The sequence below is a fragment of the Sphingopyxis sp. genome, from assembly GCF_041916015.1.
Taxonomy (GTDB): Bacteria; Pseudomonadota; Alphaproteobacteria; order Sphingomonadales; family Sphingomonadaceae; genus Sphingopyxis.
In genome coordinates, this window is record NZ_JAYSAH010000032.1 from 15,297 (window position 1) to 36,660 (window position 21,364).

A 21,364-nucleotide genomic window follows, 5' to 3' on the forward strand; every position below is an offset into this window, starting at 1 on the left:
TGTAAAGTTGCGCAGTTTTCTGCGGTTTTGAAAAGGAAGCAATCATGGCTGCCAAGGACGTTAAATTTTCGCGCGACGCGCGCGAGCGCATCCTGAAGGGCGTCGACATCCTCGCCGACGCCGTCAAGGTCACGCTGGGGCCGAAGGGCCGCAACGTCGTGATCGACAAGAGCTTCGGCGCGCCCCGCATCACCAAGGACGGTGTGTCGGTCGCCAAGGAAATCGAACTCAAGGACAAGTTCGAAAACATGGGCGCGCAGATGCTGCGCGAAGTCGCCTCGAAGGCGAACGACAAGGCCGGTGACGGCACCACCACCGCGACCGTGCTCGCCCAGGCGATCGTTCGCGAGGGCATGAAGTCGGTTGCCGCCGGCATGAACCCGATGGACCTCAAGCGCGGTATCGACCTCGCGGTCGGCAAGGTCGTCGCTGACCTCGCCGCGCGTTCGACCCCGGTCGCGGGCACCTCGGAAATCGCGCAGGTCGGCATCATCTCGGCCAACGGCGACACCGAAGTCGGCGAGAAGATCGCCGAAGCGATGGAAAAGGTCGGCAAGGAAGGCGTGATCACCGTCGAGGAAGCCAAGGGCCTCGAATTCGAACTCGACGTCGTCGAAGGCATGCAGTTCGACCGCGGCTACCTGTCGCCCTATTTCATCACCAACCCCGAAAAGATGACGGTCGAACTCGCCGATCCGTACATCCTGATCTTCGAGAAGAAGCTGTCGAACCTCCAGTCGATGCTGCCGATCCTCGAAGCCGTGGTGCAGTCGGGCCGTCCGCTCCTGATCATCGCCGAGGACATCGAGGGCGAAGCGCTCGCGACCCTCGTCGTCAACCGCCTGCGCGGCGGCCTCAAGGTCGCGGCCGTCAAGGCGCCCGGCTTCGGCGATCGCCGCAAGGCGATGCTGCAGGACATCGCGATCCTGACCGCCGGCGAGATGATCAGTGAAGATCTGGGCATCAAGCTCGAGTCGGTCACGCTGAACATGCTCGGCCAGGCGAAGCGCGTCACGATCGACAAGGACAACACCACCATCGTCGACGGTGCTGGCGATGCCGAGGCGATCAAGGGCCGCGTCGAACAGATCCGTGCGCAGATCGAAACCACGACCAGCGACTATGACCGTGAAAAGCTGCAGGAACGTCTGGCGAAGCTCGCCGGCGGTGTTGCGGTGATCAAGGTCGGCGGTGCGACCGAGGTCGAGGTGAAGGAACGCAAGGATCGCGTCGACGACGCGCTGCACGCGACCCGCGCGGCTGTGGAAGAAGGCATCGTCCCCGGCGGCGGTACGGCTCTGCTGTACGCAACCAAGGCCCTCGACGGCCTCAAGGGCGCCAACGACGACCAGACCCGCGGCATCGATATCGTCCGCAAGGCGATCGAAGCGCCGCTGCGCCAGATCGCGGCCAACGCCGGTCACGATGGTGCGGTTGTCGCCGGCAACCTGCTGCGCGAAAACAACCAGGAGCAGGGCTTCAACGCTGCGACCGACGTCTATGAAAACCTGAAGGCCGCCGGCGTCATCGACCCCACCAAGGTCGTGCGCACCGCGCTTCAGGACGCCGCGTCGGTGGCTGGCCTGCTGATCACCACCGAAGCCGCTGTCAGCGAGCTGCCCGAAGACAAGCCGGCGATGCCGATGGGCGGCGGCGGCATGGGCGGCATGGGCGGTATGGACTTTTAAGTCCAAACCGTTCGGCGTTCAGCCAACGAGAAACGGGGCCGGGGGAGCGATCCACCGGCCCTTTTCTTGCGCGCCGTGCCCCTGCGCAGGCAGGGGTCCATCACCTGCCCGTTCCTTCTCATCCGCCGGTCGCAGGAAAACGCGCGCGCCGATGATGGGCCCCTGTCTGCGCAGGGCACGGCGGTTCTCTCATTGCCAGTTCACCTTGCGCGGCATAGCTAGGCGGGATGATCCTCTTCCTTGCCCTTGCATCCGCTGCTGCCGATCCCGCACCGATCGAACGCTGCGGCTACCGCATCGTTCGGAGCTATCCGCACGATGCGGCCAGCTTCACCCAGGGCCTGTTCTGGCAGGACGGGCATCTTTACGAAGCCACCGGCCAGTACGGCCGGTCGCGCGTCGCGCGTCTCGATCTCGAAACCGGCAAGGCGCTTGCCCAGACGAAGCTGCCCGCCGACCAGTTCGGCGAAGGCATCACCCGCTGGGGCGAGCAGATCATCGGCGTCACCTGGCAGAATGGCATCGGCCACCGCTGGTCGATCGAGACGCTGAAACCGCTCGGCGACTTCAAATATGACGGCGAGGGGTGGGGGGTCACCATGGTCGGAGACAGTCTGGTGCTCAGCGACGGATCGTCGGACCTCAAATTCTTCGATCCCGCCACCATGGCCGAGCAGAAGCGCGTCACCGTCCGCTTCGGTGGCCGCCCGCTGGCGATGATCAACGAGCTCGAGACGATCGACGGCCAGGTCTGGGCCAATATCTGGATGACCGATTTCATCGTCCGTATCGATCCCGCGACCGGCGATATCGCCTCACTGATCGACCTGTCGGGGCTGAAGGCCGATGCCGGCGCGAGCGGAACCGACAGCGTGCTCAACGGCATCGCGTGGGATGCGAAGAAGAAGCGCCTGTTCGTAACGGGCAAATATTGGCCCAAGCTCTACGAGATTGCGCTCGCCGACTGCCGTTAGAGGGGCGAGCCTTAAGTCTGTATCATCCGCTCCGTTCGTGCTGAACCTGTCGAAGCACCGCTCTTGTCTTCGACGTGGAAAGAAAGAACGGCCCTTCGACAGGCTCAGGGCGAACGGTCAGATTTAAGGCACGAGACTCTATGCCTTGAGGGCCGCCTCCATCCGCGCCGCCGCGACGTCATAGACGCGTCTCTTCAATCCGGCGGTTACCGCTTCGGGCGCCCGGTCGGGATGGCCGCCGGCGAAGGGCGGGGCGGGATCATATTCGATCGCGAGTTGGATCGCCTGCGCGACCGACTCGCCTTGCAACCGCGCGATCAGTGTAAGCGCGAAGTCGAGGCCTGAGGTCACCCCGCCGCTCGTCACGACATTGCCGTCCTCGACGACCCGCGCCGTCTCGTGGGTCGCGCCGACCAGCGGCAGCAAATGCGTATAGCCCCAGTGCGTCGTCGCGCGCTTGCCCGCCAGCAAGCCTGCGCGGCCGAGCAGGAAGGCGCCGGTGCAGACGCTCGTCACCCATCGCGCATCGGCCGCCTGCCGCGCGATGAAGGCGATCGTTGCAGCATCGCCGAGCGCCTCGGTCACGCCATGCCCGCCGGGAACGCAGAGAATGTCGGCTTGCGGCGCCGACGCGAAATCATGCGTCGGCAGGATCGAAAAGCCGCTGTCGGTCGCGATCGGGTCGAGAGTTTTCGCTGCGCCGACCAGCCGCGCGCCCGGCATCCGGCACAGCGCCTGCGCCGGCGCGGTGAAGTCGAGCTGGGTGATGCCCGGAAAGAGCAGGAAGACGATCGTGGTTTCTGGGGCGGTGGTCATGCGGAAGGCTCCTCGCGTCGGCAGCGGATCGCCCAGGCGCGCGGCTCTTCCGGCCATGCGGCCGAACCCCGCTCCCCGATGGGACTCCATCTTCCTACGCCAGTCGCGGGGTCGGGCCATCCTAATGCGGCCGGGTTCGAGAGGAAAGGCTATTTGGCAGCCTTGTCCGTCGCGCTCGCCGGATCGGGCTTCGGGGGAGTGCCGTCGCGGCTTTCGAGCATCTCGGCGGCATCGTCGAGCGCCTTCGCTTCGCTGACCGTCACCCCGCCGGGGCCGGGCTCATTGTCGGTACGGCTGCATCCCGCGACGAGCAGGGCCATCGCAAGCACAGGCCAAAGATGTCGCATATCGGCTCCCGTGAAAAAGGGCTCCACCCGAGGATGGAGCCCTTCATTATCAGCCCGAAGGCGTGCCCGCGACTTACTTCTTGTCGTTGGCTTCGGCCTTCTTGGTTTCCTCGGCGATCTTGTCGCCGGCCTTGGCGGCAGCGTCGCCGGCAGCGTTCACCGTGCCTTCGACGGCATTGCCGGCATCCTTGGCGGCACCTTCGACCGCGGCGCCCGCGTCCTTGGCGGCGGCAGCGGTCGCGTCGGCGGCGTCCGCCGCGCCCTCGGCGGCCTTGTCGCCCGCGGCGGCGGCATCATCGGCAACCGCACCGGCGGCTTCCGAAGTTTCTTCCTTGGCCTTTTCCGAGCAGGCGGCGAGGCTGAAGGCCGCGACGGCCATCGAGGCGAGGATGATCTTGCGCATGAATTAGTCCTTTCGAAGTCCAATGGCCGGGGGGCCATCGGGGCAAAGGATTAATCGCCGATCAGTTGCTTGGCAACCGCACAGCGCAGGCGCGTGCACAATGTGGAAGCCCAAAAAGAAAGGGGCCGCCGGCATGACCGACGACCCCATGTTCCTTTGGCCGAAAGGCCGAAAACGCTTACTTCTTGGCAGCGTCGACAGCGGCCTTCGCCTGGTCGGTCGCTTCCTTGGCAGCGCCGGCAGCTTCGGCAGCCTTGTCGGTCGCAGCGGCGGTGTCGCCAGCAGCGGCAGCGGCACCGGCGTCGGTCGCGGCGTCCTTGGCGGTCGCAGCGGCGTCGGCGGCGCCTTCGGCAGCCTGCATCGCACCGTCGGCAGCGCCTTCGGTGGTGGCTTCGGGTGCCGGGGTTTCGGTGGTGGCGGCGTTGTCGGCAGCCTTTTCACCGCAAGCAGCGAGGCCCATCGTGGCGGCCAGAACGAGCGACAGAGTGATCGACTTCTTCATGTGGGAATACCCCTCTCGATTGAACTGATCGACCGGCATGGAACCAAGATCGATCCCGTAAAATTGCCAATCGCGCGCAGAATTACCCCCTCGTCCCAAGGGGCGCAACGTCCTTTTTTCATTCGTGCCTTCCTTTTGTCGCAATTTGACCCGTGCGCAGCCTGCGAAGGAAAATGCCGGCGCGGCTTGGTTGACCAGATATAAAGAAAGCTTTATATGTTGGTTCATGGCCGAGCTTCTCGACATTTTCCGCGCCTTGGCGGACCCGACCCGCCTGCGAGTCGTCGCGCTTTTGCGCGAGATGGAGCTTGCGATCGGCGAATTGGCGGTGGTGCTCGACCAGAGCCAGCCGCGCGTGTCGCGCCATGTCCGCATCCTGGCCGAGGCCGGGATCGTCGAGCGGCGGCGCGAGGGCAGCTGGGTCTTTCTGCGCATCGCGACCGAAGGTCCGGCCTCCGGCATCGCAGTGAACGCCGGCGAATGGCCCTTTTCGGAGGGCGAGGCGCTGGTGATCGCCAATGACGCGCGCCGCCTCGCCGCCGTTCGCGCCGAGCGGGCCGCCGCCGCCGAGCGCTATTTCGCCGAACATGCGGTCGAATGGGACGCGATCCGTTCGCGCCATGTCGCCGAGAGCGAAGTCGAAGCTGCGATGCTGGCCATGATGCGCGGCCGCGGGCTCGGCCATCTGCTCGACATCGGCACGGGCACGGGGCGCATGGCGGAAATTTTCGCGCCCGCCGCGCACCGCGTCACCGCGCTCGACCGCAGCCCTGAAATGCTGCGCATCGCGCGGACCAAGCTGGCGGGGCAAGGGGTGCCGATCGATCTGGTGCAGGGCGATTTCCTCAATCTGCCGCTCGCCGACGCCAGCATCGACAGCATCGTCATCCATCAGGCGCTGCACTTCGCGCATGAACCCGATCGCGTGATTGCCGAGGCGGCGCGCGTGCTGCGCGGCGGGGGGCATTTGCTGATTGCCGACTTCGCGCCGCACGCCGATGAAGATCTGCGCACGCGCGCGGCGCATGCGCGTCTCGGCTTTTCGGACGCGCAAATCCGCAACTGGTTCGACGCCGCGGGACTCGCGCTCGAAAGCGCGCAAGCGCTCGAAGGCGGCGACCTCGCGGTCAAGCTCTGGCTCGGGCGTCGTCGCGACGGCCAAAGCCGCTCTCCTCTCTCCCGCAACGATAAAAGGCTCGCGGCATGACTTCTCCTCTCGACTCGCTCGCCGAGGCGCGCCGCGCCGCCGCGACCCCGCTCTTCGCCAATCTGGAGGGCGACATCGGCGTCAGCTTCGAATTCTTCCCGCCCAAGACCGAGAAGATGGAAGCGCAATTGTGGGACACCTTCCGCACGCTCGAACCGCTCGGCCCGAGCTTCGTTTCGGTGACCTATGGCGCGGGCGGTTCGACGCGCGAACGCACCCACGCGACCGTCGCGCGCATCGCCGCCGAGAGCGCGGTGGCGCCCGCCGCGCATCTGACCTGCGTCGAGGCATCGCGGGCCGAGATCGACGAGGTGGCGGCCGCCTATTGGGAGGCGGGGGTGCGGCATATCGTCGCGCTGCGTGGCGATGTTCCGGGTGGCGGTCCCTATCGCGCCCATCCGGACGGCTACGCCAATGCGATCGAGCTCGTCGCCGGGTTGAAAGCGGTCGCGCCGTTCGACATTTCGGTCGCCGCCTATCCGGAGGTGCATCCCGATGCCTCGTGCGCCGAGGCCGACCTCGACAATCTGAAGCGCAAGCTCGATGCTGGCGCAAACCGCGCGATCACGCAATTCTTCTTCTCGCCCGACGCCTTCCTCCGCTTCCGCGATGCGGCGGCAGCGGCGGGAATCGACGCGCCGATCATCCCTGGCATCCTGCCGGTATCGAACGTGTCGCAGACGAAGCGCATGGCCGACATGTGCGGCACCGCGATCCCGGCATGGATGGTGTCGCTGTTCGACGGGCTCGACGATCACCCCGCGGCGCGCCAGCTCGTCGCCGCGACGATCGCCGCCGAAATGTCGCGCCGCCTCTATGCGGGCGGGGTGCGCGATTTCCATTTCTACACGCTCAACCGGGCGGAGCTCAGCTATGCCATCTGCCACCTGCTCGGTTTGCGTCAAAAGATCGCCCCGGCGACGGAGAAAGCCGCATGATCAGCGCACGCGAAGCCCTGCAGGCGGCGGCGAAGGAGCGGATTCTGCTCACCGACGGCGGCTGGGGCACCCAGATCCAGCTCCGCAAGCTGACCGAGGCCTGCTACGCGGGCGATCTCGGGCTCGGTCACGACCAGAAGGGCAATAACGACATCCTCGCGCTGACGCGCCCCGATGTCGTGACCGCGATCGGCGAGGCCTATCTCGCCGCCGGGTCCGATATCGTCTCGACCAACACCTTCAGCGCGAACCGCATCAGCCAGGCCGACTATGGTGCCGAAGCGCTGGTCGCGGACATCAACCGGGAGAGCGCACGCCTCGGCCGTGCAACGGCGGAAAAATATGAAGCGCTCGACGGCCGCCGCCGTTTCGTCGCGGGGGCGGTCGGGCCGACCAACAAGACGCTGTCGCTGTCGCCCGACGTCAACAATCCGGGTTATCGCGAGATCGATTTCGACGAACTCAAGGACGTCTATTTCGAACAGGTGGTCGCGCTGGCCGAGGGCGGCGCCGACTTCATCCTGATCGAGACGATCTTCGACACGCTGAATGCCAAGGCGGGGATTGCAGCAACGCTCGAGGCCGAGGCGAAGGTCGGGCGCGAGTTGCCGTTGATGATCTCGATGACGCTGACCGACCTCAGCGGCCGCAACCTGTCGGGGCATACGGTCGAAGCCTTCTGGTATGCGGTGCGCCATGCGAAGCCGCTGACTGTGGGGCTCAACTGCTCGTTCGGCGCGGCGCAGCTTCGTCCGCATGTCCGCGTCCTCTCCGACCTCGCCGACACGCTGGTGATGGTCTATCCGAACGCGGGGCTTCCCAACGAGCTCGGCGAATATGACGAGCTGCCCGACACGACCGCCGGCCTCGTGCGTGAATGGGCCGCGCACGGGCAGGTCAATATCCTCGGCGGCTGTTGCGGTTCCACCCCGGCGCATATCGCCGCGATGGGACAAGCGGTCGAAGGCCTCGCGCCGCGATATATTCCCGACGTGCCGGTGCGCACGCGGCTCGCCGGGCTGGAGCCCTTCACCATGGCGGCGTGAACTGACCGGGAAAATAAGGCCCATTCGCCCTGAGCTTGTCGAAGGGCCGTTCTTCCCTTTGGGCCATCGGAAAAGAAAAGGACGGGGCTTCGACAAGCTCGGCCCGAACGGAAAAAGAAAAGCATGAACCAGTCTGCGTCTTCCTCCTTCGTCAACATCGGCGAGCGCACCAACGTCACCGGATCGGCGGCATTCAAGAAGCTGATCCTCGCCGACGATTATGCCGCGGCGGTCGAGGTCGCACGCCAGCAGGTCGAGAACGGGGCGCAGGTCATCGACGTCAACATGGACGAGGGCCTGCTCGACGCCGAATATGCGATGACGACCTTCCTGAAGCTGATCGCTGCCGAACCCGATATCGCGCGCGTGCCGGTGATGATCGACAGCTCGAAATGGGATGTCATCGAGGCGGGGCTGAAATGCGTGCCCGGCAAGCCGATCGTCAATTCGATCAGCATGAAGGAAGGCGAGGAGCCCTTCCTCGCGCACGCGCGCAAATGCATGGCCTATGGCGCCGCGGTCGTCGTCATGGCGTTCGACGAGGTCGGGCAGGCCGACACGAAACAGCGCAAGATCGAGATTTGCGAGCGCGCCTATAAATTGCTCACCGGCATCGGCTTCCCGCCCGAGGATATCATCTTCGACCCCAATATCTTCGCCGTCGCGACGGGGATCGAGGAGCATGACAATTATGCCGTCGATTTCATCGAGGCGGTGAAGGAAATCCGCCTCCGCTGCCCGCACGCGCATTTCTCGGGCGGGCTTTCCAACCTGTCGGTCAGCTTCCGCGGCAACGAGGTGGTGCGCCGCGCGATGCACAGCGTCTTCCTCTACTACGCGATCCCCGCCGGACTCGACATGGCGATCGTCAACGCGGGCCAGCTCGACGTCTATGACACGATCGATCCCGAACTGAGGACCGCGTGCGAGGACGTCATCCTCAACCGCAAGGTCGCGGGCGAGGCCGAAAGCCCGACCGAGCGGCTGATCGGCCTTGCCGAACGCTACAAGGGCAAGGATGCGGCGCAGGAAAAGGCCGCCGAGGAATGGCGCGGCTGGGAGGTCCGCCAGCGGCTCGAACATGCGCTGGTCAAGGGCATCGACGCGCATATCGTCTCGGACACCGAGGAAATGCGCCTTGCGATGGACCGGCCGATCGAGGTGATCGAAGGCCCGCTGATGGACGGGATGAACGTCGTCGGCGACCTGTTCGGGTCGGGCAAGATGTTCCTGCCGCAGGTCGTCAAGTCGGCGCGCGTGATGAAGAAGGCAGTCGCGCACCTGCTCCCCTTCATCGAGGCGACGAAGGAGCCCGGCGCGAAGGGCAAGGGCAAGGTCGTGATGGCGACCGTCAAGGGCGACGTCCACGACATCGGCAAGAATATCGTCGGCGTCGTGCTCCAGTGCAACGGGTTCGAGATCGTCGATCTGGGCGTGATGGTGCCGTGGAGCAAGATCCTCGAGGCGGCGAACGAGAATGACGCCGACATGATCGGCCTCTCGGGTCTGATCACCCCCTCGCTCGACGAGATGGTGACGGTGGCCGAAGAAATGCAGCGTGCGGGCATGACGATGCCGCTGCTGATCGGCGGCGCGACGACCTCGAAGGTTCACACCGCGCTCCGCATCGACCCTGCTTACAAGGGGCCGGTGCTCCACGTCCTCGACGCGAGCCGCGCGGTGGGCGTCGCCACCTCGCTGGTCAGCGATACCGGGCGCGATGCGTTCGTTGCGGGTTACAAGGCCGATTATGAGCATATCCGCGACGTGCGCGCGAACAAGGGGCAGAGCGCGCTGGTGCCCATCGCCGATGCGCGCGCCAACGGCTTTGCGATCGACGAGCATCTCCGGCCTTTCCCGCCCGAGAAGCCCGGCATCCACGCCTTCGACGATTGGGATTTGGCCGAGCTCGTCGAATGGTTCGACTGGACGCCCTTCTTCCGCGCCTGGGAGCTCGCCGGCGTCTATCCTGCGATCCTCGACGACGAAATCGTCGGCGAAAGCGCGCGCAATCTGTTCGCCGACGCGCAGGCGATGCTGGCAAAGATTGTCGGCGAGGGCTGGCTCCACGCGCGCGGCGTCGCGGCGCTCTGGCCGTGCCGGCGCGAGGGCGACGATGTGATCGTCCATCTGGAGGAAACCGAAGAGCATGTCCGCATCCCCTTCCTCCGCCAGCAGATCGCCAAGCGCGAGGGGCGTCCCAATATGTGCCTCGCCGATTTCGTCAGCCATGACGGCGACTGGATCGGTGGCTTTTCGGTCGCGATCCATGGCATCGAGCCGCATCTCGCGCGCTTCAAGGCGGCGCACGACGATTATAACGACATCCTGCTGAAGGCGCTCGCCGACCGCTTTGCCGAGGCTTTCGCCGAACGGCTCCACGCGCATGTTCGCACCGACCTCTGGGGCTATTCGGCGGGCGAGCAATTGACGCCCGAGGCGATCATCAAGGAAGAATATCGCGGCATCCGCCCGGCGCCCGGCTATCCGGCGTGCCCCGACCACAGTCTGAAGCCGATCCTGTTCGACCTGCTCGATGCCGGAACCCATTCGGGCGCGACGCTCACCGAAAGTTTCGCGATGCTGCCGACCGCGGCGGTCTCGGGCTTCTATTTCGGCCACCCCGACGCGAGCTATTTCGGCGTCGCGCGCGTCGGCGAGGATCAGCTCGCCGATTATGCCGAACGGCGCGGGGTCGATATCGAAACCGCGACCCGCTGGCTGCGGCCCAATCTGGACTGACCTTACCCATTTTGATGAGTCCCCGCGAAGGAACATCGGGTCGGATCGTCCCCCGGACGATCCTTGACCATGCGGGGCATGGTCAACCCGATACTGACCCATCTCCTGCCGGTTCCATCTCGCACCGACCGGAGATGGACCGTGTTGGGAGGCACGTGACTCCCAACACCCTTCGCGGGGGAACATGGCGGTAAGAAGGGTGGGCGGCTTTGTCCGATAGAGGGACAGCGCGCCGGTTAACCAGCTTCGCGAAAGACGGGAACTGGCGAAGCTGCTATAAAGGAAGGATGTTCCAGACCTTTTTTCACCGGCCATTGTTGCCGCTGCTCGCCCTTCCGCTGCTTTTCGCACCGGCGCCGCTTCCCGCGCAGACCGGCGGCGCGCCCTATGAGGTGAACGGCCGCGGCTTCGGCCGCCTGCAGGATGCGGTCGATGCGATCGGCGAGGGTGAGGGGACGATCCGCGTCGGACCGGGCTATCACCGCGACTGCGCGGTGCAGACCGCGGGACGCGTTACCTTCGCCGCCGCCGAGCCCGGCCGCGCGATCTTCGACGGCGTGACCTGCGAAGGCAAGGCGGCGCTCGTCCTGCGCGGCGCGAGCGCGACGGTCGATGGCGTCGTCTTCCAGAACATGCGCGTCCCCGATGGGAATGGCGCGGGCATCCGCCTCGAAAAGGGCGACCTCACGGTCGTCAACAGCATGTTCCGCAGCAGCGAGGAAGGCATCCTTACCGCCGACGATCCGGGGGCGACGCTGACGATCGACCGCTCGACCTTCTCGCGCCTCGGCCGCTGCGACCGCGGCCTCAGCTGCGCGCACAGTGTCTACACCGGCATCTATGGCCGCGTCGTCGTCACGCATACGCGCTTCGAAAAGGGCACCGGCGGCCATTATCTGAAGACGCGCGGCATCGTCGTCGACGTCGCCGACAACAGCTTCGACGATACGCAGGGCAGCGCGACCAACTATATGATCGACCTGTCGTCGGGCTCGACCGGCCGGATCGCGAACAATCTGTTCGCGCAGGGCCGCGACAAGGAAAACCATTCGGCCTTCATCGCGGTCGCGGCCGAGGAGCGCAAGAATCCGTCGCGCGGCCTCGCCATCGCGGGCAACCGCGCCAGCCTGGCGGCAGGGGTGGACTGGCCGTCGGTGTTCGTCGCCGACTGGAGCGGCGAACCGCTGGCGATCGGCGTTAACGAACTGGGGCCGCGGATCGCGAAGTTCGAAAAACGCTAGATCGCCTATATTTCCGTTCGCGCCGAGCTTGTCGAAGCGCCGTTCTTTTCTTCGAGGCCGAAGGAAGGACAGTCCTTCGACACGCTCGGGACGAACGGAGTGGAGGAAGGCTAAGCCTCGCCGCGCGTTTCGATCAGCGACGCCGCGAGCGCCTCGGCGGGGGTCTTGCCCCCCCACAGCACGAACTGGAACACCGGATAGAAGCGTTCGCATTCGTCGATCGCGCTTTCGATCAGCGTTTCGGTGAGGTCGAGCGGCAGCTGCGCGTCGCTGCCGACGAGCATGCCGTGGCGATAGAGGATCGTGCCGCTGTTCGACCACAGCTCGAAATGGCCGAGCCAGAGCTGTTCGTTGATCATCGCCAGCGCCTCGTGCGCGACGGTGCGCTTGTCCTCGACGACGCGGATGTCGGGGAAGGCGAGCAACTGGATTACCCCGTCGTCGGGGCGCCACACCGCGCGCAGTTCATAGGTCGTCCAGCTGCCCTGCGCGGTCGCGACGATCTCGTCCTCGCCGACCATTTCGTGCGGCCAGTCGTGCGCGGCGAAATAGGAGGCGATCATGTCGATCGGCGCCGCTTCCTGCCCGTCATCGTCGTCGTAAATGTCTTCGCTCATCCGCGCGCCTTAGACCGAAAGCGGCGGAGACGCGAGTCCGCGTCCCGCCGCCTTCGGGGATCGTCCTGTGCATAAAGGGCGTTGGGGTCAGGCCTTGGGCTTGCGCGCGGCAGGCTTGGCAGCGGGCTTTGCCGCTGCTTTGGGTGCCGCGGCGGGTTTTGCCGCGGCGGGTTTTGCCGCCGCCGGCTTCGCAGCGCCTTCCAGCTTGTCGAGCCGTGCCTTCAGCGCTTCGGCCTCGGCGCGCGCCTTGGCGGCCATCTGCTTCACCGCCTCGAATTCCTCGCGGCTGACGAAGTCCATGCGGCCGACGAATTCCTTCGCGCGCTCGCGCATCGCGCTCTCGGCCTCGCGGCCGGCGCCGGCGACGGTGCCGGCGATGCCGTTCACCATCTTGGCGAGATCGTCGAAAAAGCGGTTTTCGCTCTGCATTTCAAAATTCCTTCGTGGGGAGAGCCCCCTGTTTGTCCCTTGCGCCGTCAACTTATCTGGGTGCTGGCAGCGGCGGGGACAAGGGTTTCGGCGTTCGGATTGGCCTGATCGATCTGGAAATTGAGGGCTGCGGCGAAGGCCAGCCACGCAATATAGGGAACAAGCAGCCACGCAGCGGCCCTGCGGATTGGCGCGAAAGCGAAGAAGGTCGCGACCGCCACCATCAGGATGAAGATGATCAGGTACAGCGCCGTCGTCACCTGATGCGCGCCGAAGAAGAGCGGCGACCAGGCGAAATTGGCGACGAGCTGGACGAAGAAGAGCAGCAGCGCGAAACCACGCCCCTTCGCCCCGCGCGCATGAAGCACCATCGCGAGCGCAAGCCCCATGCAGATATAGAGGATCGTCCAGGCGACCGCGAAGACCCAGCCGGGCGGCGTGATGCTTGGCAGGTCGAGCGCCGCGAACCAGCGATTGGAATATCCGCTGTTCGAGAGCAGTCCGATCGCGGTTCCGACGAGCACGATCGACGGCACGGTGACCATGGCCCAGCGCCAATAGGACATGCGTAACTGGCCCGGCGTAGCGATCTCGGTCATGTCGGCGTGGTCCCTGACTCTTTAGGCGTCTCGGCGATTCTGCAGGAAACAGGTGTCGCGGCTGTTATTTCCCCCGTCAAGCGGCTCGCTTCGTCGCGGCGATCAGAAATTCGACATTGCCTTCGGGGCCGGTGATCGGGCTTTCGACCAGATCGAGCACCGTCCAGCCTTCGCGCTCCAGCCAATCGCGCACCTCGGCGCAGACACGTTCATGCACCGCAGCGTCGCGCACGACACCCTTCTTGCCGACCTCGTGGCGCTCGGCCTCGAACTGCGGCTTGATCAGCGCGACCATGCGCGCGCCGTCCTTCGCGAAGGACATCGGCACCGGCAGCACCTTCGACAGCGCGATAAAGCTCGCGTCGCAGACGATCAGGTCGATGGGCTCGGGGATATGGTCGGCGGTCAGGATGCGCGCGCTCGTCTGTTCGTGGACGATCACGCGCGCGTCCTGCCGCAGCTTCCACGCGAGCTGGTTGGTCCCCGAATCGACCGCATAGACCCGCGCCGCGCCGCGGCTCAGCAGCACGTCGGTAAAGCCGCCGGTCGACGATCCGACGTCGATCGCCACGGCGTCCGCCACATCCCAGCCGAGATGGGTGAGGGCATGGTCGAGCTTGATCCCGCCGCGCGACACCCACGGATGGTCGCGGCCCTTGACGCTGACCTCGGCATCGTCGGCGATCTGCTGCCCGGCCTTGTCGATCTTGCGGTCGCCGACGAAGGCGAGCCCGGCGAGGATCAGCGCCTGCGCCCGCGACCGGCTTTCGGCGAGCCCACGGTCGACGAGCAATTGATCGGCGCGCTGCTTCGCCATCAGCCGCCCGCCTTGCCGGTGAGCAGCCCTGGCGTAAGGATCTGCGACAGGATTTCGGGCTCCGCCGCGCCGGGCGCATACCAGAGGTAGAGCGGCACGCTGTTGCGCCCCTGCTCGGCGAGCGTGCGGGTGATGACCGGATCGCCGTTCGTCCAGTCGCCGACGAGCGTGACCACACCGTTCGCCTCGAACGCTTCCTGCACCGCCGCGCGGTTGATCGCGCCCGCCTCATTGGCTTTGCATGAGAGGCACCAGTCGGCGGTAAAATAGACGAATACGGGCTTGCCCGATGCGCGCGCTTTGGCGAGCGCGGCGGGAGAGAAAATATCTCCCGACTCAGCCGCCGCGTGCGTGCCGCGTTCGCTCCAGCCGCCATCGACCTGCCGCCACAGTAGCACAGCAAGCGCGAGCGCCGTCAGCGCCATCGGCAGCGCCATCCATTTGCGGAATGTCGCCATCCATGGTCCCGGCTTGGGCAATCGGTTGCGCAGCGCGGGAACGAAGCCGATCGCAAGAAAGGGCAGGGCAAGGCCCAGCCCCAGCCCGCCGAAGATCGGCAGCGCGGCCCACGCCGGCAGCACGAGCGTCGCGCCGAGCGCCGCGCCGAGCAGTGGCCCGCTGCACGGGGTCGCGACGAGGGCGGCGAGCGCGCCTGTCCAGAAGCCGCCCGCCGCGCCGCCCTGACTCGTGAGCGTCTGCCCGCCGCCGAACGAGGGCAGCTCATAGTATCCCGCGAGGTTAAGCGTAATTGCGATCGCCAGCAGCATCAGCAGGAAGACGCTGACCGGATGCTGCAACTGGAACGCCCATCCCACCTGCTCGCCCGCCGCGCGCAATGCGAGCAGCACGCCGCCGAGCAGCAAGGCAGTGACGATCGCGCCCGCGGTATAGGCCGCCGCTTCGACCTTCGCGTCGCGTGCATCGCCCCCCGACCGCGCGAGGCTCAGCGCCTTCAGGCTCAGAATCGGGAAGACGCAGGGCATGAGGTTGAGAATTAGCCCGCCGAGGATCGCGCCGCCGAGCGCGGTCCAGAACAGGCCCGTGTCGATCGCTTCCCTTGCGGCAGCGATCGGCGTGCCTGATGGGCGCACCGCGGCGGGCTCGAAATGAACCGAAAGCCCGCGCCCGTCGGACAGCTTGAGCAATCCCTGCACGGGGCCCGCGGCGTCGCCCTTCGCCTTGGTCTCGACGATGATCCAGTCGCCGTTGCGGCTGAAGGTCTGTGCGGCGGGATAGTCGACGAGATTCTGCGTTTCGAGGAACAGGTGCGGCGTGTCGAGTGCGGTTCCTTCGGGCAAGGGGACGCCGAAGCGTATCATATCGTCCTTGCGCTCCCACGCGCCCGCGCGGTCGAGCGGTTGCGGCAGCTTCGCGCGCCATGCGTCGAACCGCGCGCGCTCCGCCTCCCCGATCGTGCCGTCGCCCGCCTTCAGCGCCACCGAGATCACCGCCTTTTCAGGGACGCACACCTTGTCGGTGCAGGCGAGCCAGTTGGCGATGCCGGTCAGCGTCAGGTCGGTGCCCGGCGCGACGCTCTTGGCGACCCGGACATCGGCGAGCAGCGCATAGGGATGCTCATAGACATGGTTCATCATGCCGAAGAGGATCAACGGCTCGGGCACCGGGTAGCGGAGCGGCGTCACCGTGACCCCCTCGGGCGCGTTCCATTCGATCTGCAGCCCGAAACCCGCATCGCCGCCGTTCAGCCAATAGCCGTGCCAGCCCTGCTCGGGCGCCATCGTCAACGCGATCGCGGTCGTCCCGCCCGGTGCGGGGATGGGCGACTCGGCGACGAGCTTCGCCGCAATATGCGGCGCGGCGGCACGCGACGGCACGAGCGCGAGCGCCGCGAGCGCCAGAAGGGCCATTACGGTGCGGAAAATTGTCACAAAAACATGCCTGTTCGTATTCACAATCTACCCGCAGCCATTTCATCGTCTAAGGCTTGCCATATAGGCGGCTTTCGTCGAGAGGACAGCCCGCGCTGATGACCTTGCATGGAGACGCCGCCCGTGACGATCAAAACCCTGACCACCGCCGCAAAGCTCACGCTGGCCGCCGCCCTCTCCCTCGCCGCGACCGCCTCGGGGCTCGCGCAGGACAAGGCCGCGCCCGCGGCGAAAGTCACGGCCGCGACCCCGGCGCCCAAGCTCGTCGTCGCGATTTCGGTCGATCAGTTCTCCGCCGATCTCTTCGCCGAATATCGCAGCCATTTCACCGGCGGCCTCGCGCGGCTCGCCTCGGGCGTCGTCTTCCCCGCGGGCTATCAGGCGCATGGCGCAACCGAGACCTGCCCCGGCCATTCGACGATCCTGACCGGCAATCATCCGGCGCATACCGGGATTATCGCGAACAATTATTTCGACCTTTCGGCGGCGCGCGACGACAAGAAGCTCTATTGCGCCGAGGACGAGAGCGTGCCCGGCAGCAGTTCGAAGAAATACTCCGCCTCGATCAACCATCTCCTCGTCGCGACGCTCGGCGACTGGATGAAGGCGGCGAACCCGAAGGCGCAGGTCGTTTCGGTCGCGGGCAAGGATCGCGCGGCGATCATGATGGGCGGGCGCAAGGCCGATGAACTCGTCTGGCTCGTGCCGACCGGGCTGACGAGCTATCCGGGCGTCGCGCTCTCGCCGACCACGCAGCAGGCGGGCACCGCGATCGCCGCGGCCATCGCTGCGCCGCGTGCGCCGGTTGCGCTTCCCGCCGACTGCGCCGCGCACGACATCGCAATCCCCGTCGGCGACAAGGGCGCGACGGTCGGCACCGGCCGCTTCCAGCGCGACGGCGGCGACTTCCGCCGCTTCATGGCCTCGCCCGAGGCCGACGGCGCGGTGCTTGCCGCGGGCGCCGCGCTCCGCCAGGCGCGCAAGCTTGGCGAGGGCGACACGACCGACCTCCTGATCCTTGGCCTGTCGGCGACCGACTATGTCGGCCACGGCACCGGCACCGAGGGCGCCGAAATGTGCATGCAGATGCTCGCGCTCGACCGCGAGCTCGGCGATTTCTTCGCGCGGCTGGACGCGACCGGAATCGATTATGTCGTTGCGCTGACCGCCGACCATGGCGGACACGACTTGCCCGAACGCAACCGGCAGAATGCCTGGCCTGCGGTCGAGCGGGTCGACAAGGCGCTCGATCCCGCGACGATGGGCAAAGCAGTCGCCGAAAAGCTCGGCCTGCCGCAACCCCTGCTCTATGGCGACGGTCCGTTCGGCGACATGTATCTGTCGAAGGCGCTGACTCCCGCGCAGCGCAAGGCCGCGCTCGCCGAACTCGTCGCGCGCTACAAGGCGCACCGTCAGGTCGAGACGGTCGTGACCGGCGCGGAGCTTGCGGCCTATCCGATTTCGAAGCGCTCGCCCGACGTCTGGAGCCTGATGGACAAGCTGCGCGCTTCCTATAATCCGCAGCGTTCGGGCGATTTCATCGTCGTGCTGAAGCCGCGCGTGACCCCGATCCCCGAAGCAGGCCTCGGCTTCGTCGCGACGCACGGGTCGGTGTGGGATTACGACCGGCGGGTGCCGATCCTCTTCTGGCGCAAGGGGCTCACCGGCTTCGAGCAACCGAATGCCGTGATGACGGTGGACATTTTGCCGACACTGGCGTCGGTGATCGGCGTGCCGCTGGACATGAACAAGATCGACGGGCGCTGCCTCGACCTGCTGTCGGGACCCGAGAGCAGTTGCCGTTAGCAGTTGCCGTTAGAACGAGAAGACAAAGAGACGATGACGAAGAGTTTGCGGACTTTCTCTGGCCGGCTGCTGCTGGTCGGGTGCGGCAATATGGCGGGCGCGATGCTCGATCGCTGGCTCGCGGCGGGGCTGGACCCCGCGCGGGTGGCGATCGTCGATCCCTTCGCGAGTCCCCGCGAGGGGATTTCGCAATTCGCCTCGCTCGCCGACTGGAAAGCGGCAGGCGGCAGCGCCGACTGGATCATGCTCGGCATGAAGCCGCAACAGCTCGGCGAGGTGGCGGCCGAGCTTGCGCCCGCCGCGACGGGCGAGGTCCACCTCCTGTCGATCCTCGCGGGCGTATCGCTTGCCGATCTCGCGCAGCGCTTTCCGGGCGCAAAGGCGCAGGTACGCATCCTGCCGAACCTCGCCGCGCGCATCGGGGCCGGCGTGTCGGCGGTCGCGAGCGCCGGCGCCGCCGATGACGCCGTGATCGCGGCGCTGCTCGAACCACTCGGGACGGTGGTGCCGCTCGCCGACGATGCAGCGATGGACCTCGTCACCGCCTTTACCGGCAGCGGCCCCGCCTTCGTCTTTCGCCTCATCGAAGCCTATGCCGCCGCCGGCGAGCGCCTCGGCCTGTCGGCCGACGATGCGCTGAAGCTCGCGGTCGCGACCTTCGGCGGCGCCACCGCACTGCTCGCCGACAGCGATGAAAAACCGGGCGCGCTGGTCGTGCAGGTCGCGAGCAAGGGCGGCACCACCCAGGCCGGGCTCGATGTACTCGACGAGGGCGGTCAGCTCGCGGCACTGTTCACCGGGGTGCTACGCGCCGCGCGCGATCGCGGGCGCGAACTCGCCGATATCGCGCGGGGCGACGCCTAGCTTTCATCCCCCAGCTTCGCCACCCGCGCGCGGTCGCGCGGGTGCATCAGCGCTTCGCTGACCTGCCAGAAGCCGGTCACCGCCTGCTGCCCGGCATGGGTGTAGGCGCGGCTCATCGCGTCGCGGAGCGGCTGGAAAATTGCCGCTTCGACCGCGCGGCCGCCAGGGGTGAGGCGCAGCTCCTTCTGCCGCCGGTCGCGTCCGCCCGGCCGCGTCGTCAGAAATTCGCGCGCCTCGAGCTCCTTCACGACCCGCCCGAGCGACTGCTTGGTGATACCAAGTAATCCCAGCAGGTCCGAAATCGTGATTCCCGGCGCGCGCGCGATGAAATAGAGCGCGCGGTAATGCGCGCGGCCTAGCCCGTTTTCGGCCAGCCGGGCATCGATCGCGCGCCACAGCGCGCCATGGCCGAAAAACAGATATTCGATGCCGCGGCGTACTTCGGCCTCGCGCAAGAAAAGGGCAGAGGCAGCGGGAACTTGTGAAAGAAAATTTTCATTCGGCATAGTCGCTACCGTTGCGCCCCGCGCCCGCCTTTGGCAAGAGGCGCGCAGCGTCCACCCCGAGTCACATCCCGGATAATAAGGGTTTTAGTCATGCTTGCTCCCGCCTTCACCCGTCTGCCGCACCCCAATCCGACGGCGGACGATGTACGCGCGGCGGCGATCGCAGACCCGCAGTTCGGGCGCGTCTTCACCGATCATATGGTGTCGATCCGCTACAAGGAGGGGATCGGCTGGCACGACGCGAAGGTGATGCCGCGCGGGCCGCTGTCGCTCGATCCCGCGACCGCGGTGCTCCATTATGCGCAGGAAATTTTCGAGGGGCTGAAGGCCTATCGCCTCGACGACGGCTCGATGGCGCTGTTCCGCGCCGAGGCCAATGCCGCGCGCTTCAACGCGAGCGCGCGCCGCATGGCGATGGCCGAACTGCCCGAGGAATTGTTCATCGCCGCGGTCAAGGAAGCGGTGGCCGCCGATGCCGACTGGTTCCCGCCGGTCGCGGGCGGCGCGCTCTATCTGCGCCCGTTCATGTATGCGAGCGAGGTGTTCCTCGGCGTCAAGCCCGCGTCCGAATATCATTTCCTCGTCATCGTCTCGCCTTCCGGCAATTATTTCAAGTCGGGCGCCCCCGCGGTCTCGCTCTGGGTGTCGGAACATTATACCCGCGCCGCGCCGGGCGGCACCGGCGCCGCCAAATGCGGCGGCAACTATGCCGCCAGCTTGATCGCACAGAGCGAAGCGATCGCCAAGGGGCACGATCAGGTCGTCTTCCTCGACGCTGCCGAGCATCGCTGGATCGAGGAACTGGGCGGCATGAACATGTTCTTCGTCTTCGAGGACGGCAGCATCGTCACCCCGCCGCTGACCGGTACGATCCTGCCCGGCATCACCCGCGACGCGATCATCACGCTCGCGCGCGACGCGGGCCTGACCGTCCGTGAGGAACCCTATTCGATCGACCAGTGGCAGGCGGATGCCGAGAGTGGCCGCCTGACCGAAAGCTTCGCCTGCGGCACCGCCGCGGTGGTGACGCCGGTCGGCAAGGTGACGCGCGGCGAGACCAGCTTCACCATCGGTGCGGGCGGTGCCGGACAGGTTACCGGGATGCTCAAGGACCGGCTGGTCGATATCCAGCGCGGCCGCGCCGCCGATCCCCACGGCTGGGTCACGCGGCTCTAAGCCCTTCCTTGCAATCGCCGACGCCGCGTTCTAGAGCGCGCGTCGCACCGGCCGTGGGGGCGTAGCCAAGCGGTAAGGCAGCGGGTTTTGGTACCGCCATGCGCAGGTTCGAATCCTGCCGCCCCAGCCAGTCGGTGCGGAATTGTAACTATCTGAAAATTAAAACGAATCTCTGCGTAAGAATTGCAGAGGCCACACCCCGTGGCACCTCGCCGTGGCCCCCGTAAATTTACGATGAATCGCTCCTGGCACGATTGCAAGCTTTGTTTTTATGATGCGGCTTGGGTGGGCGCGGTCGCGCTCCACTTGCGACGAGGGCAGCCGTTAATGTTGTCGGCGCGCCCGCCAACTCCCGAAAACCGACGCTGTAAGTCCAAACCATCAGCCTAGTGGCCTCATGGGCCGCTAGAATAGCGCGGCCGTTGCTCCGCGAATTCGCCATGCAACGGGATCGAATACGCGTCGGCCAATTCTCCGACTTGATAGACCACTGACTTACGGAGTGCGCGAAGCGCCTGCTCAAAGGCACACCATTGCGGATCGTAGCTGTCGCAGCGCAGCTTCGTCAGATCGAACTGTTCGACCGTATCAAAGAAGTGCCGGATTGTGCGACCGAGCGTGTCAAACGGCGTTCAAAAGGGACCCCCGATCGGCGTCGAAGAGGGACCCCCTTTTCGGATATGATGCTGGTTTGTTGAAGATGGCCTTGCGCTGCGTGCGGCGGAGGGCGGGCGTAGCCCGACCGGAGGCGCGCGCA

General features: G+C 66.1%; 20 protein-coding genes, 1 tRNA gene and 1 riboswitch. Of the genes, 11 read left to right on the forward strand and 10 right to left on the reverse strand.

The genetic code is table 11. The features are described from left to right. Positions 1-44 precede the first annotated feature (44 nt). Together groL and ACE3SL_RS05180 are read left to right on the forward strand one after the other, a co-directional pair. On the forward strand, positions 45-1,688 hold the full coding sequence (gene groL / locus ACE3SL_RS05175; protein ID WP_374524690.1) for a chaperonin GroEL: 1,644 nt from the start codon (positions 45-47) through the stop codon (positions 1,686-1,688). 227 nt (positions 1,689-1,915) lie between these two features. Beyond that, positions 1,916-2,662: a glutaminyl-peptide cyclotransferase gene (locus tag ACE3SL_RS05180; RefSeq protein WP_374524691.1), complete on the forward strand. Its 747-nt coding sequence runs from the start codon at positions 1,916-1,918 to the stop codon at positions 2,660-2,662. A gap of 138 nt (positions 2,663-2,800) precedes the next feature. Here the strand turns inward: ACE3SL_RS05180 and ACE3SL_RS05185 are convergent, their stop codons facing one another. From ACE3SL_RS05185 to ACE3SL_RS05200, 4 genes are all read right to left on the reverse strand, one after another. After that, positions 2,801-3,478, reverse strand: coding sequence for a DJ-1/PfpI family protein (locus ACE3SL_RS05185; RefSeq protein ID WP_374524692.1), 678 nt, complete (start codon positions 3,476-3,478; stop codon positions 2,801-2,803). A gap of 23 nt (positions 3,479-3,501) precedes the next feature. Further along, positions 3,502-3,595: riboswitch (ZMP/ZTP riboswitch) on the reverse strand. 32 nt (positions 3,596-3,627) lie between these two features. Further along, the gene (locus ACE3SL_RS05190; protein WP_374524693.1) at positions 3,628-3,825 is read right to left on the reverse strand and encodes a hypothetical protein; all 198 of its coding nucleotides are present in this window, start codon (positions 3,823-3,825) and stop codon (positions 3,628-3,630) included. A 73-nt stretch (positions 3,826-3,898) separates the two neighbouring features. Further along, positions 3,899-4,228: an entericidin EcnAB gene (locus tag ACE3SL_RS05195; protein WP_374524694.1), complete on the reverse strand. Its 330-nt coding sequence runs from the start codon at positions 4,226-4,228 to the stop codon at positions 3,899-3,901. A gap of 178 nt (positions 4,229-4,406) precedes the next feature. Further along, positions 4,407-4,958 carry a hypothetical protein gene (locus ACE3SL_RS05200; RefSeq protein ID WP_374524695.1) on the reverse strand — a complete coding sequence of 184 codons (552 nt, stop codon included), beginning with the start codon at positions 4,956-4,958 and terminating at the stop codon, positions 4,407-4,409. Here ACE3SL_RS05200 and ACE3SL_RS05205 point away from each other — a divergent pair. The 5 genes from ACE3SL_RS05205 to ACE3SL_RS05225 all read left to right on the forward strand — a co-directional run bounded on the left by ACE3SL_RS05205 (position 4,957) and on the right by ACE3SL_RS05225 (position 11,904). Then, positions 4,957-5,937 (forward strand): ArsR/SmtB family transcription factor, encoded by a 981-nt coding sequence (locus ACE3SL_RS05205; RefSeq protein WP_374524696.1) that lies wholly within the window; start codon positions 4,957-4,959, stop codon positions 5,935-5,937. The genes ACE3SL_RS05200 and ACE3SL_RS05205 overlap by 2 nt on opposite strands. Continuing rightward, the gene (gene metF / locus ACE3SL_RS05210; RefSeq protein WP_374524697.1) at positions 5,934-6,875 is read left to right on the forward strand and encodes a methylenetetrahydrofolate reductase; all 942 of its coding nucleotides are present in this window, start codon (positions 5,934-5,936) and stop codon (positions 6,873-6,875) included. Before ACE3SL_RS05205 ends, metF begins: the two co-directional genes overlap by 4 nt. Next, complete coding sequence (locus ACE3SL_RS05215; protein ID WP_374524698.1) at positions 6,872-7,921, forward strand: homocysteine S-methyltransferase family protein; 1,050 nt, start codon at positions 6,872-6,874, stop codon at positions 7,919-7,921. Before metF ends, ACE3SL_RS05215 begins: the two co-directional genes overlap by 4 nt. 123 nt (positions 7,922-8,044) lie before the next feature. After that, positions 8,045-10,663, forward strand: a complete 2,619-nt coding sequence (gene metH, locus ACE3SL_RS05220; RefSeq protein WP_374524699.1) for a methionine synthase — start codon at positions 8,045-8,047, stop codon at positions 10,661-10,663. Positions 10,664-10,950: 287 nt separating this feature from the next. Beyond that, positions 10,951-11,904: a right-handed parallel beta-helix repeat-containing protein gene (locus ACE3SL_RS05225; protein ID WP_374524700.1), complete on the forward strand. Its 954-nt coding sequence runs from the start codon at positions 10,951-10,953 to the stop codon at positions 11,902-11,904. 110 nt (positions 11,905-12,014) lie between these two features. On the opposite strand, the gene ACE3SL_RS05230 is transcribed toward ACE3SL_RS05225, so the two are convergent. The 5 genes from ACE3SL_RS05230 to ACE3SL_RS05250 all read right to left on the reverse strand — a co-directional run bounded on the left by ACE3SL_RS05230 (position 12,015) and on the right by ACE3SL_RS05250 (position 16,234). Next, positions 12,015-12,521, reverse strand: coding sequence for a YbjN domain-containing protein (locus ACE3SL_RS05230; protein WP_374524701.1), 507 nt, complete (start codon positions 12,519-12,521; stop codon positions 12,015-12,017). A gap of 87 nt (positions 12,522-12,608) precedes the next feature. After that, a complete protein-coding gene (locus ACE3SL_RS05235) occupies positions 12,609-12,950 on the reverse strand; it encodes an accessory factor UbiK family protein (protein WP_374524702.1) in 342 nt (113 codons plus the stop codon). Between the two features lie 47 nt (positions 12,951-12,997). Beyond that, entirely contained in the window at positions 12,998-13,549 is a 552-nt protein-coding gene (locus ACE3SL_RS05240) for a TspO/MBR family protein (protein ID WP_374524703.1), read from the reverse strand. 76 nt (positions 13,550-13,625) lie between these two features. Further along, positions 13,626-14,366: a TlyA family RNA methyltransferase gene (locus ACE3SL_RS05245; RefSeq protein WP_374524704.1), complete on the reverse strand. Its 741-nt coding sequence runs from the start codon at positions 14,364-14,366 to the stop codon at positions 13,626-13,628. After that, on the reverse strand, positions 14,366-16,234 hold the full coding sequence (locus tag ACE3SL_RS05250; RefSeq protein ID WP_374524705.1) for a protein-disulfide reductase DsbD family protein: 1,869 nt from the start codon (positions 16,232-16,234) through the stop codon (positions 14,366-14,368). Before ACE3SL_RS05250 ends, ACE3SL_RS05245 begins: the two co-directional genes overlap by 1 nt. 129 nt (positions 16,235-16,363) lie before the next feature. On the opposite strand from ACE3SL_RS05250, the gene ACE3SL_RS05255 reads away from it, so the two are divergent. Continuing rightward, on the forward strand, positions 16,364-18,061 hold the full coding sequence (locus tag ACE3SL_RS05255) for an alkaline phosphatase family protein (RefSeq protein ID WP_374524706.1): 1,698 nt from the start codon (positions 16,364-16,366) through the stop codon (positions 18,059-18,061). A gap of 33 nt (positions 18,062-18,094) precedes the next feature. Continuing rightward, on the forward strand, positions 18,095-18,925 hold the full coding sequence (proC, locus tag ACE3SL_RS05260) for a pyrroline-5-carboxylate reductase (RefSeq protein ID WP_374524707.1): 831 nt from the start codon (positions 18,095-18,097) through the stop codon (positions 18,923-18,925). Here the strand turns inward: proC and ACE3SL_RS05265 are convergent. Next, on the reverse strand, positions 18,922-19,431 hold the full coding sequence (locus ACE3SL_RS05265; protein ID WP_374524708.1) for a MarR family winged helix-turn-helix transcriptional regulator: 510 nt from the start codon (positions 19,429-19,431) through the stop codon (positions 18,922-18,924). The genes proC and ACE3SL_RS05265 overlap by 4 nt on opposite strands. A 90-nt stretch (positions 19,432-19,521) precedes the next feature. Between ACE3SL_RS05265 and ACE3SL_RS05270 the strand changes: the two genes are divergently transcribed. Together ACE3SL_RS05270 and ACE3SL_RS05275 are read left to right on the forward strand one after the other, a co-directional pair. Beyond that, complete coding sequence (locus ACE3SL_RS05270) at positions 19,522-20,607, forward strand: branched-chain amino acid aminotransferase (protein WP_374524709.1); 1,086 nt, start codon at positions 19,522-19,524, stop codon at positions 20,605-20,607. A 54-nt stretch (positions 20,608-20,661) separates the two neighbouring features. Then, positions 20,662-20,737: transfer RNA gene (locus ACE3SL_RS05275), tRNA-Gln, on the forward strand. Positions 20,738-21,364 lie beyond the last annotated feature (627 nt).